The sequence below is a fragment of the Actinomycetota bacterium genome, from assembly GCA_035536535.1.
GTDB lineage: Bacteria > Actinomycetota > JAICYB01 > JAICYB01 > JAICYB01 > DATLNZ01.
This window is the reverse complement of record DATLNZ010000194.1, coordinates 1-12,522: the sequence shown is the minus strand read 5'-3', so window position 1 is coordinate 12,522 and position 12,522 is coordinate 1. Positions and strand designations below refer to the sequence as shown.

Sequence of the window (12,522 nt, the reverse complement as noted above, 5' to 3'; positions counted from 1 at the left end):
GGGGCGGTCGTCGACGGTGATCTGGATGAGCGTCCCGGGTGCGAGCGGGTCCGGATTCGGGCCGGGGGTGAAGTCGTACATGATCGGACCGTGCGTATCGGGCCCCAGGCAGTCGGCGAAGGTGGCCTGGGCGGCCGTCGGCAGCACAGACCACGTCAAAGCGAGTGCGATGAAAAGCGCTAGCCTGCGCACCGGTCCCTCGTTGCCTCGATGTTGAGCGTCCTCATCCATGGATTCGGCGCCCCCGGCCCGATTCCTGCCTCCGGGCCTCCAAGGGGGGGTCAGACCGGGCTACTCGAGGGGGACCGGCGAAACGATGTCCTGGAAGATGATCCACATCCCCAGCAGGAGCAGGAGCGCAAACCCCACGGCCATCACACGCACCATGGTCGTCTGCCCCACCGGCTTGCGCCTCACCTTCTCCAGGCCCAGGAGCAACAGGTGCCCGCCGTCCAGGGGCGGTATGGGCAGGAGATTGAACAGTCCGATGGCCATGTTGATGTAGACGAAGAACTCCAGAAACCGCAGGACCTGTCCCTTCGAGGCCAGGTCGGCCGCCGCCCGGCCGGCTCCAACCACGCTCTGCGCCCGTTCGTCCTCGCGTCCCGGGGTCTTGGTTAGCCCCAGCGTCTCCGCGGAGAACAGCTTCGGCGTGGACGTGACGAAACGGCCTATGAACTGCCCGATCACCACCGCCGACCTGCCGGCGGCCACGGCCGGGTTCACCCTCACGTTCGCCAGCTTGGAGCTCACACCGATAAGGCCGACGGTCCGGCGGCCGCCGTCCTCCTGCTGAGGACGCGGCGTGATGCCGACCGTCCGCCGGTCGCCGGTCCGGTTTGCGACAGTCAGCTGCATCTGCCGTCCGGGGCTGTCGCGAATGAGGTTGCGCACCTGAGTCCACTCGGACACCTTGCGCCCGTCCACGGCCACTATCCGATCCCCAGGCCGCAGGCCCGATTCGCTCGCGGGGGACCCTCGGCTGACCATCTCCAGTTCCAGGGTCTGCCGGGTCGGGATCCCTACGGCCGAAAGGATCAGCACCAGCGCGATGAAAGCCGTCAGGATGTGGGTCGCCGACCCGGCGGCAAGGACGATAGCCCGCTTCCACGCCGGCGCCCTCTGAAAGGACCGCGCGTAGTCCTGCGGAGGGACCTCCTCGAACGGCGACATCCCGAGGATCTTCACGAATCCGCCGAGAGGGATCGCCTTTACCCCGTACTCCAGTTCGGGCCGCTCGACGATCTGTCCGTCCGCGGACTCCACCACCTCCTGCCGGCCACCTCGGCGCGACCAGAGGGTGGGGCCGAAGCCGACGAAGAACTGGGTGACCTTGATCCCGGCCCAGCGAGCGGCCAGAAAGTGCCCGAGCTCGTGGAAGAAGATAGCCAATAGCAGCAGGAACACAAAGGCGGCGATACCGAGGCCTGCTCCCACGTCTGCTCCTGCTCGTCAGGTGATGCTTGGCCTGCGCGGCCGCGGGCCACGGTAGCAAAACGATTCCGTGGGTCCCCGGGGTTCCAGGACCGTCCTAGCCGGCGTCCCCGGACGCGGAGATGGCCTGCCTCGCGGCGGCTCTGGCCCACTTGTCTGCCGACAGCACGTCCTCCAGCTGCAGGGCGGTGTCCCCGGGCGCGGTCCGGGCGGCACCGTCGCGGGCGACCTGTCTCACCACGTCCTCGATCTGCAGAAACCTCAGCCGGCCGTCCAGAAAGGCGGACACGGCCTCTTCGTTGGCCGCGTTGAGGATCGCGGGAGCCGTCCCTCCGGCGCGTCCCGCCTCGCAGGCCAGGTCGAGGCAGCCGAAGGTTTCGCGGTCCACCGGCTCGAAGGTCAGAGGATCGGCACCGGCCCAGTCCATGGTCCCGGCCCCCCAGTCCGGGCGCCTGGGATGGCCCAGCGCGTAGGCGATCGGCACGCGCATGTCCGGGGGGCCGAGCGAGGCCTTCCAGGACCCGTCCACGAACTCCACCAGGCAGTGCACCACCGACTGCGGGTGGCAGACGACGTCGATGTCGTCGTAGCCGAAGCCGAACAGCACATGAGCCTCGATCACCTCCAGGCCCTTGTTCATGAGGGTGGCGGAGTCCACGGTCACCTTGGCGCCCATGCTCCACGTCGGGTGGTCCAGTGCCTGCGACACTCCCGCGTCGCGAAGCTGCTCCCGCTTCATCCCCCTGAACGGCCCGCCGGAGGCTGTGAGCACCAGGCGCCGAACGCCGTCGGGGGCCTCGCCCTCCAGGCACATGTGAACGGCCGCGTGCTCGGAGTCCACCGGCACGACGCTCCCACGGCCGGCGTCCAGCCTCGCCCGGACCAGGGGTCCCCCCGCCACGCAGGACTCCTTGTTGGCGAGGGCAACCGTGCGGCCGGCGTCAAGCGCGGCCAGGGTGGCCTCCAGGCCGGCCGCCCCCACGACCGCGTTGAGCACGACATCGGCTTCGTCGTCGGAGGCAAGAGCCAGCAGGGCCTCCGGCCCTTCCAGCACCTCGGTGTCCGGCATCTGCTCCCGGAGACTCGCCGCCGCCGAAGCGTCCACGACCGCAACCCGCCTCGGACAAAACTCCAAGACCTGGGCTGCCAGCTGCTCGACGTCCGAGCGCACGGCCAGCGACCGGACCCGGAACCGCTGCGGCATGGACCGGATCACGTCCAGCGCCTGGGTGCCGATCGACCCCGTGGAGCCGAGAACGGCGATCTCGCGGGGATCGCCCGCGGCGCTCAGGGGGCCCAGTGGAGCACCCTCACCACGAGGTAGGCGATCGGCGCGTTGAAAAGGATCGCGTCGATGCGGTCGAACATCCCGCCGTGGCCGGGAAGCAGGCTCCCCATGTCCTTGACGCCCAGGTCGCGCTTGATCAGCGACTCCCCGAGATCCCCGAGGGGAGCCGCGAGCGCCAGCACAGTGGCCAGCCGGAATGCCGACCATCGTGAGAAGGGACCGACTGCCGGCAGCACCAGGACCGCCAGCCCCACTGAGATGGCCACCCCGGCGGCGAACCCCTCCCAGGACTTCTTGGGACTGGTTCGCGGCGCCATCCGGTGGCGGCCGAGCTTGCGACCGACCAGAAAGCCGCCGGAGTCGAAGATCGCCGTCACCCCCAGCAGGGCGGCCATCAGCACGGGCCCGTTGCGCCCGCGCAGCAGCAGCACTGCGAAGGCCCCGAGAAAGGGTCCGTACAGCAGCCCGAACCACGTCGAGGTCACGACCGATGCACGGTCCGCTTCACGCGCGGCGACCGACCCCAAAAGAAGAAGCGGCAGGGGAACGCAGACCGCGGCCGCCACCCAGCCCAACCCCCCGAAGTAGGCGGCGAGCAGCAGCAGAGCGCCGCAGACCAGTCCGAACATCACCCAGGGCGTGCGTCCGGCGGCGCGAAGGACGGCGTACAGCTCGGCCTGCGCCACGAGGATCACCACCAGCGCCACCGTGAAAAGGACCGGGGGCCCGGCGGCGACGGCACCAACCGCCAGGACCGCGAGCACGATCCCGGCGGCGACCGACGTCCGCAGTGACCTTGGGTGCGCACCGGCCGGGCGCGGCGGTGCATCCACTGCTAGACCTCCCGCAGCTCCTGGTCCTTGGCCGCCAGCATCTCGTCGATCTTCTTGACGTGCGTGTCGGTCTCCTGCTGGAGGGTCTTCTCGGCCCGGCGCAGGTCGTCTTCGGAGATCGCTGCGTCCTTCTGCATGCGCTCGAGTTCTTCTTTGGCGTGACGCCGGATGTTTCGCACCGCGACGCGGCCCTCCTCGGCCCGCTTGTGCGCGACCTTGACGAGGTCCTTGCGCCGGTCCTCGGTCAGGGAAGGGAACGGGAGCCGGATCACGGCCCCGTCGTTGGACGGCGTGACCCCCAGGTCCGAGGACATGATCGCCTTCTCGATCGAGGGGATGACACTGCGGTCGTAGGGCTGGACGACCAGGAGCCGCGGCTCCGGAGTCGACAGCTGAGCCATCTGGTTGAGCGGGGTGGGGGTTCCGTAGTAGTCGACGGTGATCTTCTGGACCAACGCGGGGGACGCCCGCCCCGTCCGGATGCCGGCGAGGTCGTCGTGGCACACCCGGACTGCCCCGTCCATCTTCTGATCGGCGTCCTTGAGCACGGACTCCGGAGTCGCCATGTCACTGCCCCCCTTCGTGAACGACCGTTCCGATCTCGGCTCCCTCGACAATTCGAAGGATGTTGCCTTCCTTCATGAGGTTGAACACATGGATGGGGATGCCATGGTTCTTGCACAGGGCGATGGCTGTCGCGTCCATGACCTTCAGGTCACGCTCGAGCACCTGCATGTATGTCAGCTCCGGCAGGAACTTGGCGTTTGAGTTCAGCATCGGGTCGTCGTCGTAGACACCGTCCACGCGCTTGCCCATCAGGATCGCCTGTGCCTCTATCTCCAGCGCGCGCAGGACGGCAGGGGTGTCGGTCGTGAAATAGGGGTTGCCGGTCCCGGCAGCGAAGATCACGACGCGGCCCTTCTCCAGGTGCCGCAGGGCCCGGCCCCTGATGTAAGGCTCGGCGATCTGCTTCATCTCGATCGCGGTCTGGACACGCGTCTCTACGTCCTCGCTCTCCAGTGCCGACCTCAGCGCCAGCGCGTTGATGACGGTGGCGAGCATCCCCATATAGTCGGCGGTAGGCCGGTCCATGCCGTGCAGCTGTCCTTCTGATCCGCGGAAGATATTTCCCCCGCCGACCACGATCGCCACCTCGACCCCCAGCAGCTGGACGTCGCGGATCTGCCTGGCGATCCGCTCGATCGTCTGCAGGTCCAGTCCGAACCCGTTGCCCGTGGCGAACGACTCCCCGGACAGCTTGAGCAGGACCCGCCTGTAGCGGGCGCCGGGTGGTGCAGCCCGGGGGTCGGGAGCAGGCTCGGTCTTCAAATCACTCGGTGGACTCGGCGACCTGGAACCGCACAAAGCGGCGTACGCCGATGTTCTCGCCCATCTTCGAGGCGTACCCGGCAATCAGGTCCTTCACGGTCTGCTTGTCGTCGCGGACCCACTTCTGCTCGAGAAGGCAGAACTGCTGGAAGTACTTCTTGACCGCACCTTGGGTCGCCTGCTCCACCACCTTCTCCGGCTTGCCCTCGACCTTCTTGGCCGCGAGCTCCCGCTCCGTCGCCAGCACGTCCTCGGGCACCTCCTCCGAGGACACGAACACCGGCTTCATCGCCGCGATGTGCAAGGCGATCTCCTGGGCGAGCTGCTTCGCGTCGTCGGTCTTGGCCACGAAGTCGGTCTCGGTGGACAGCTCAAGGAGCACCCCGACCTTGGGCGGGATGCCGGCAGTTGGCGCGTGCAAGTACGCGTGGATGAGCCCTTCGCTCTGCTCCCGGCCCGCCCGCTTGGTGGCGTCGGCCAGGCCCCACTCGCGAAGAAGCTGGCGCGCCTTGTCGCCGTCGCCTCCCGATTCGGCGAGCGCCTTCTTGCACTCCATGAACCCGGCGCCGGTGGCGTCCCGGAGCTTCTTAACCTCGGCTGCGCTGATCTCAGGCATTGGTGGCCTCCTGGGCATCGTCGGCGGACGGCGCCGGCGGTGTCGCCTCGGCCTCCGCGGGTTGTGTCGCCTCGGCAGCCGCGGGTGTCGGGGTTTCCGCGGGCGGGGTCGGTTCGGCTGCCGGAGTTGCTCCATCCGTAGGCGGCGCGGCTTCGGGAGCTGGACCCGAATCGTCGGTGGACACCGGCTGCTCGTCGTCCAGAGCGACCTCGGCCTCCTCTTCGACGTCCGGCTCGAAGACCTGGGACGGCAGACGCGAGCGGCCTTCCATCACGGCCTCCGAGACCACGCGGCACATGAGGGTTGCCGCGCGGATCGCGTCGTCGTTGCCGGGGATCACCCAGTCCACCTCGTCGGGGTCGCAGTTGGTGTCGACCAGCGCCACGATCGGGATGCCCAGACGCCGCGCCTCGGTGACTGCGATCTGCTCCTTGCGGGTATCGATCACGAACACCGCGTCGGGGAGCCGGGTGAGGTCGCGGATGCCCCACAGGTGACGCTCGAGCTTGTCCCGCTCGTGGCGCATCCGTAGGACCTCTTTTTTGGGCAGGGTGTCGAACATCCCCTGCTCCTCCCAGTCGATCAGCTGCTGGAGGCGGTCGATGCGCTTTTTGATGGTGGAGAAGTTGGTCAGAGTCCCGCCGAGCCATCGCGTGTTCACGTACGGCATGCCGCAGTTGTTCGCGTGCTGCTCGACCGGTTCCTGAGCCTGCTTCTTCGTCCCCACGAAAAGGATGTTGCCGCCCTTGGACGCGGTGTCACGCAGGAACGTGTACGCGTCGTCCAGGAGGGCCATCGTTTGCTGGAGATCGATGATGTAGATGCCGTTGCGCTCCGAAAAGATGAATCGCTTCATCTTCGGGTTCCAGCGGCGGGTCTGGTGTCCGAAGTGGACACCCGCCTCCAGAAGCTGCCGCATGCTGACCGGCGGCATGTGTAGTCCCCCTTCCGGTTGCTCGTCCGCCCGGCCGCCGACTCACCGGAAGTCGCCGGGCGTGTGTTAGTCGGCCCGCAGTCGCGGACCGCCACGACGATCCTACCAGCGGGGGGCTTGCCGGACCGTCGAGGGCCGCCCGAACTCCGCGGCCAGGCGCGAGCGCAGAAAGAGCACCGCCTTGGAGTGGATCTGCGACACCCGCGACTCCGTCACGTTCAGGGTCCGGCCGATATCGGCCAGTGTGAACCCGTCGAAGTAGTACAGGGTGATAACCCACTTCTCCCGGTCCCGGAGCGAGTTGATGGCCGCCATAAGCGCCTGGCGGGCCTCGTCGGCCTCGAGAAGCTCGCCCGGGCGCTCGGTCCTGGTGTCCGGGAGGGAGTCGAGCAGGGAGACCTTCTCTCCCCGCTCGCCGCCCACCGTGAGCAGCTCCTCCAGGGCGACCATGGACACCGCCGAGACCTCGTCCAGCCGCTTGCGCAGCTCGTCCAGCGATATGCCGAGCTCCGCCGCCAGCTCGTCTTCGTCCGGCTCGCGACGCAGCTGACCTTCAAGGGTCGAGATGGCCTTCTCGATCTCGCGGGCCTTGGCCCGCACCGACCGCGGCACCCAGTCCAAAGCGCGCAGCTCGTCGAGGATGGCGCCGCGGATGCGCGGCATGGCGTAGGTCTCGAACTTGATCTCTCGCGACCGGTCGAACTTCTCGATGGCATCAATAAGGCCGAGCACGCCGTAGGAGACGAGGTCGGCATGGTCCACGGAGCTCGGAAGCCCCGAACCGACACGTCCAGCCACGAACTTCACCAGCGGTGCGTAGTGCAGGATCAGGCGCTCGCGGGCATCCGGCGACCCGTCCTCCTTGTAGGAGGCCCAGAGGGAGCCGATGTAGTCGGAGACCGTCTGCTCAGGCACGGGGATGCGTGGCGTCGTAGACGGCGCGCATTCTTTCCGAGCTCACGTGGGTGTAGACCTGCGTGCTGCCTATGTCGGCGTGGCCGAGCAGTTCCTGGACGCTGCGCAGGTCGGCTCCCCCTTCCAGAAGGTGCGTGGCGAACGAATGTCGCAGCAGGTGCGGCCAGACGGGGCGGCCACCTTCCCAGTGTGCGCCCAACCGGGCCACAACGCGCCTGACGTCGCGTGTGGACATTGCCCTGCCCCTGGCGTTGACGAACACGGTCCCGGGATCGCCGTCCTTCAACAGGGCAAGGCGACCCAGGTCCAGGTACGTCCGTAAGGCGGCGGCCGCGGGCGCCGCCAGAGGCAGGACGCGGGTCCGGTCGCCCTTGCCGTGTTCGATTCGGATCCAGCCGGAGCTCAGGTCGAGGTCGGCCGTCTTGAGAGCGCAGGCCTCGCCAGCACGAAGTCCGGCGTCGTACAGAAGTTCGACCAGGGCCAGGTCCCGCCAGGCTTCCGGCGGCGGGGGTGGCTGTCCCGGACCAGGCTCGGTCCGTCGCTGCACGTGCTCGAGGATGCCGCCGACCTCGCCCCGCTTCAGGACGCGCGGCAGCTTCATGGCCCCGCGGGGAAGGGACAGAAGCTCCCCGGGGTTGGACTCCACTACGCCTTCCCGGAGCAGAAAGCGATAGAAGCTGCGGACCGCGGTGGCCCGCCTCCGGATCGACGATCGCGACAGGCCGCGGGTCTCCATGTTCGCCAGGTACCTGCGCAGAAGGGAGTGGTCGGCGTCGCGCAGGCTGCGTGCGGACCGGTCCAGGAACGCGGTGAAGTCCGTCAGGTCGCCGCGATACGCGGTGACCGTGTGCGGGGACGCCTTTCTTGGCCCCCCGAGGTAGTCCAGGTACCGCGCGACCAGCGCTTCGTCACTCATCGCCCAATGCAATCACGGATGGGCTCCAGAAGCCGTGAACCGGCGCCCGCGTTAGCGTTGACAGATGGCATTGGACCGCTTCAGCCCGGCCGCCCGCGAGTGGTTCGCGACTACGTTCGCGCAACCCACGGCGGCGCAGGGGCGCGGGTGGCCGGCAATCGCCTCGGGCAGTCACACGCTCATCTGCGCGCCTACCGGCTCCGGCAAGACCCTGGCCGCCTTTTTGTGGGGGCTTGACCGCCTGTCGTCGGACCCGCAGCCACCGGCAGCCGAGCGATGCCGGCTGCTTTACATCTCGCCGCTGCGCGCCCTGGCGGTAGACGTGGACCGCAACCTGCGCGCGCCCCTTCAGGGAATGCGCCTGGCGGCCGAACGCCTGGGCGAGTCCTTTGTTGAGCCGACGGTGGGGATGCGCACCGGCGACACCAGCGCAAGGGAGCGCCGGGCGCTGGTCAAGACTCCCCCGGACGTCCTCATCACCACTCCCGAATCGCTGTACCTAATGCTCACCTCGCGGGCCCGCGAGACTCTCACGTCGGTCCGGTGGGTGATCGTCGACGAGATCCACGCGGTCGCCGCGACCAAGCGCGGCTCGCATCTGGCCCTTTCGCTCGAACGACTCGAGGAGATCACCTCCCAGCCGCCCCAGCGCATCGGGCTGTCGGCGACGCAGCGCCCCCTCGAGGAAACGGCACGGTTTTTGGGCGGACAGGTGCAGGGCGCGCCCCGTCCGGTGACGATCGTGGACGCGGGGATTCGTAAGCAGCTGGACGTCGAGGTGGTCGTCCCGGTCGAGGACATGTCCTCGCTCGGAGAGGTTATGGACGACCCTGCGACCGGTCCGGCCTCGGCGGGACAGCAACGGCGCAGCATCTGGCCGGCGATCCACCCGAGGCTGCTGGAACTGGTCCGCCAGCACCGCTCGACGCTGATCTTCACCAACGCCCGGCGCCTCGCGGAGCGCCTGGCTGCCCGGCTCAACGAGCTGGCCGAAGAGGATCTGGTCAAGGCCCACCACGGGTCGCTGGCACGCGAGCAGCGCGTGGCGATCGAAGACGAGCTCAAGGCGGGGACGCTCCGGGGCCTGGTGGCGACCAGCTCGCTGGAGCTCGGCATCGACATGGGCGCCGTGGACCTGGTCGTGCAGGTGGAGTCGCCGGGCTCGGTGGCTCGGGGACTTCAGCGCATAGGGCGGGCGGGACACAGAGTGGACGAGCCCAGCCGGGGAAAGCTGTTCCCGAAGTACCGGGGCGACCTGCTGGAGGCGGCCGTCGTCGTCCAGCGGATGCGCACCGGCGAGATCGAGCACACGACCTACCCCCGCAATCCCCTGGACGTCCTGGCCCAGCAGATCGTCGCGATGGTCGCCATGGACGACTGGACGGTCGAGGACCTGGCGGCCGTGGTCCGCAGGTCGGCGCCGTACGCGGACCTGACCGACGACGTCCTCACGTCGGTGCTGGATCTTTTGTCCGGCAAGTACCCCTCCCAGGAGTTCGCGGAACTGCGGCCGCGCATCGTCTGGGACCGGCACCACGGCACCCTGCGCTCGCGGGCCGGGGCCGGCCGCCTGGCCGTCACCAGCGGCGGGACCATCCCGGACCGCGGCCTGTTCGGGGTCTTCCTGACCGACGGCAAGCGCGTCGGCGAGCTGGACGAGGAGATGGTCTACGAGTCGCGTCCGGGTGAGGTCTTCCTGCTCGGTGCCTCCACCTGGCGCATCGAAGACATCACCCACGACCGTGTCATCGTGTCCCCCGCTCCCGGGGAGCCGGGAAAGATGCCGTTCTGGCGCGGCGACCGTCCGGGCAGGCCCCTGGAGCTCGGACGGGCGATGGGCACTTTCGTCCGGACGTTGCGCGCGCGGCCGGACGCCGAGGACTGGTTGCGGGCCGAGTACTCGCTGGACGAGCTTGCGTCGAAAAATCTCGTCCAGTACGTCGGCGAGCAGGCCGAGGCGACGGGAGCCGTCCCCGACGACCGGACGATCGTGGTTGAGAAATTTCGCGACGAGATCGGCGACTGGCGCGTATGCATCCTGTCGCCGTTCGGGGCGCAGGTCCACGCGCCGTGGGCCATGGCCCTGCAGTCGCGGCTGGAGGACCGGCTGGGCCACGTCCAGGTGCTGTACAGCGACGACGGCATAGCGATCCGGCTGCCGGAGGCCCACGACGAGCTGCCGCTGGACGACATCGCCATCCCCCCCGAGGAGATCCAGGAAACGGTGACGGCCGCCCTTCCGGGGACGGCTCTTTTCGCCGGGCGGTTCCGCGAGTCGGCCGGCCGTGCGCTGCTGCTGCCCCGCCGCGATCCCGGGAAGCGGTCGCCCCTGTGGCAGCAGCGACAGAGAGCGGCCAACCTCATGCAGGTCGCGGCGAAGTACCCGCAGTTCCCGATCATGCTCGAGGCCACGCGGGAGTGCCTGCGGGACGTGTTCGACGTCCCTGCGCTGCGTGAGGTTCTGACGGACGTGCGCTCACGGCGAGTCCGGCTCGTGGCGGTCGAGACGCGCTCACCGTCGCCATTCGCCCAGTCGCTTCTTTTCGGCTGGGTCGGCGAGTACATGTACGACGGCGACGCACCGCTGGCGGAGCGTCGGGCGACGGCGCTGTCGCTGGACCGAGAGCTGCTCCGCGAGCTATTGGGGGCCGAGGAGCTGCGGGAGCTGGTGGACCGCGACGCGCTGGCGTCTTTGGAGCTCGAGTTGCAGCAGCTGGTGCCGGGGCGTGGGGCGCGCGACGCCGACGAGCTGCACGACGTGCTCCGGCGTCTCGGCGACCTGACCGTGGACGAGCTTCGGGCGCGCAGCGAGGCCTTCGACGACAGGTGGGTCGCATCTCTGGTGGACGAGCGCCGGGCCATCGAGGTGGGAGTCGGGGGCGAGCGGCGCCTCGCCGCCGCCGAGGACGCGGCGCGCCTGCGCGATGCACTGGGTGTGGCCCTGCCTCAGGGGCTTCCGGCGGCGTTCACCGACCCCGTCGACGCCCCGCTGGAGGACCTGATCGCGCGGTACGCGCGGACGCACGGACCTTTCGAGACGTCGCAGGTCTGCGCGCGGCTGGGAGTCCCGCCGGAACGCGCGCGCGCAGTGCTCGAGTCCCTGGAGGCGCAGGGACGCGTCGTGCGCGGGGAGTTTCGTCCGGACGGGTCGCGCCGGGAGTGGTGCGACCAGGGAGTGCTGCGGGTCCTGAGGCGGCGCTCGCTCGCGGCGCTGCGCAAGGAGATCGAGCCCGTCGAGGCTCCCGCTCTGGCGAGGTTCCTGCCGGCATGGCACGGGATCGGGACGCCCAGGCGCGGCCAGGAGGCACTGGTCGAGACGGTGGCGCAGCTACAGGGGGCCGCGATCCCGGCATCGGTTCTGGAGCCGGACGTCCTGCCGGCGAGGCTTCAGGGGTACCGCGCGTCGGATCTCGACGAGCTGCTGGCGTCCGGCGTCTGCGTGTGGTCGGGGGCCGGGCCGCTGGGGGCCGCGGACGGACGGGTGAGCATCTGGTTCCGCGACCAGATGCGCCTGTTGCATCCCCCCGCAACCGACGACCGGCCCTCGGGACCGGTCCACGACGCGCTGCGCGAGCGCCTGACCGGTCGCGGCGCATCGTTCTGGCCGGAGCTGCTGGCGGCGGCCGACCACCCGGACGACCAGACGGTCCTGGCGGCGCTGTGGGACCTGGTGTGGGCGGGCGAGGTGACCAACGACACGTTCGCACCTGTCCGGGCGCTGTTGTCGGGAAGGCGCAAGGCCGCGTCCACGGGGCGTCCGCGTCCGGGACGGCTTTCCCGGACGGGGCCTCCGTCGGCAGCCGGACGGTGGTCGCTGGTCTCGGAGTTGCTGCAACCGGCACCCGCGGCGACGGAGTCGGCGCACGCGCGGGCGCTGCAGCTCCTGGAGCGCCACGGGGTGCTGACGCGAGAAGCCGTCCTGGCCGAGAACGCCCCGGGCGGCTTTGCCGCGGTGTACGGGGTGCTCAAAGCCCTGGAGGAGTCGGGCCGGGTGCGGCGCGGTTACTTCGTGGCCGGACTGGGGGCCGCCCAGTTCGCGATGCCGGGAGCGGTGGACCGGCTGAGGGGAATGCGCGACCGAGAGAAACCGGACGCCGGCCGCGGCGAGGTGTTGGTGATGGCTGCCACCGACCCTGCGCAACCGTACGGCGCCGCGCTGCCCTGGCCGGACTCGCCGGGGCGCCCCGCGCGCGCGGCGGGGGCTTACGTGGTGCTGGAGGGCGGAATGCCCCAGGCCATCCTGGAACGGGGGGGCCG

The 12,522-nt window shown here is 69.4% G+C and carries 11 protein-coding genes; 1 reads left to right on the top strand and 10 read right to left on the bottom strand.

Going from position 1 to position 12,522, the window contains the following annotated elements; translation table 11 throughout:
- From VNE62_12870 to VNE62_12825, 10 genes are all read right to left on the bottom strand, one after another.
- Window positions 1-192 (bottom strand): hypothetical protein (locus VNE62_12870; GenBank protein HVE93172.1); only part of this gene is annotated, 192 nt, incomplete at its 3' end.
- Between the two features lie 99 nt (window positions 193-291).
- Window positions 292-1,437 (bottom strand): M50 family metallopeptidase, encoded by a 1,146-nt coding sequence (locus VNE62_12865; protein HVE93171.1) that lies wholly within the window; start codon window positions 1,435-1,437, stop codon window positions 292-294.
- Between the two features lie 94 nt (window positions 1,438-1,531).
- A complete protein-coding gene (gene dxr / locus VNE62_12860; GenBank protein ID HVE93170.1) occupies window positions 1,532-2,698 on the bottom strand; it encodes a 1-deoxy-D-xylulose-5-phosphate reductoisomerase in 1,167 nt (388 codons plus the stop codon).
- A gap of 23 nt (window positions 2,699-2,721) precedes the next feature.
- Window positions 2,722-3,555 carry a phosphatidate cytidylyltransferase gene (locus VNE62_12855; protein HVE93169.1) on the bottom strand — a complete coding sequence of 278 codons (834 nt, stop codon included), beginning with the start codon at window positions 3,553-3,555 and terminating at the stop codon, window positions 2,722-2,724.
- A 2-nt stretch (window positions 3,556-3,557) separates the two neighbouring features.
- Window positions 3,558-4,121, bottom strand: coding sequence for a ribosome recycling factor (gene frr, locus VNE62_12850; protein HVE93168.1), 564 nt, complete (start codon window positions 4,119-4,121; stop codon window positions 3,558-3,560).
- Between the two features lies 1 nt (window position 4,122).
- The gene (gene pyrH / locus VNE62_12845; GenBank protein HVE93167.1) at window positions 4,123-4,884 is read right to left on the bottom strand and encodes a UMP kinase; all 762 of its coding nucleotides are present in this window, start codon (window positions 4,882-4,884) and stop codon (window positions 4,123-4,125) included.
- A gap of 1 nt (window position 4,885) precedes the next feature.
- Window positions 4,886-5,500: a translation elongation factor Ts gene (locus VNE62_12840; GenBank protein ID HVE93166.1), complete on the bottom strand. Its 615-nt coding sequence runs from the start codon at window positions 5,498-5,500 to the stop codon at window positions 4,886-4,888.
- Window positions 5,493-6,434 (bottom strand): 30S ribosomal protein S2, encoded by a 942-nt coding sequence (gene rpsB, locus VNE62_12835; GenBank protein ID HVE93165.1) that lies wholly within the window; start codon window positions 6,432-6,434, stop codon window positions 5,493-5,495. Before rpsB ends, VNE62_12840 begins: the two co-directional genes overlap by 8 nt.
- 102 nt (window positions 6,435-6,536) lie before the next feature.
- Window positions 6,537-7,322 carry an RNA polymerase sigma factor WhiG gene (gene whiG, locus VNE62_12830; protein ID HVE93164.1) on the bottom strand — a complete coding sequence of 262 codons (786 nt, stop codon included), beginning with the start codon at window positions 7,320-7,322 and terminating at the stop codon, window positions 6,537-6,539.
- 19 nt (window positions 7,323-7,341) lie between these two features.
- Complete coding sequence (locus tag VNE62_12825) at window positions 7,342-8,265, bottom strand: tyrosine-type recombinase/integrase (protein HVE93163.1); 924 nt, start codon at window positions 8,263-8,265, stop codon at window positions 7,342-7,344.
- Between the two features lie 64 nt (window positions 8,266-8,329).
- Between VNE62_12825 and VNE62_12820 the strand changes: the two genes are divergently transcribed.
- A partial coding sequence (locus VNE62_12820; GenBank protein ID HVE93162.1) for a DEAD/DEAH box helicase occupies window positions 8,330-12,522 on the top strand: 4,193 nt, incomplete at its 3' end.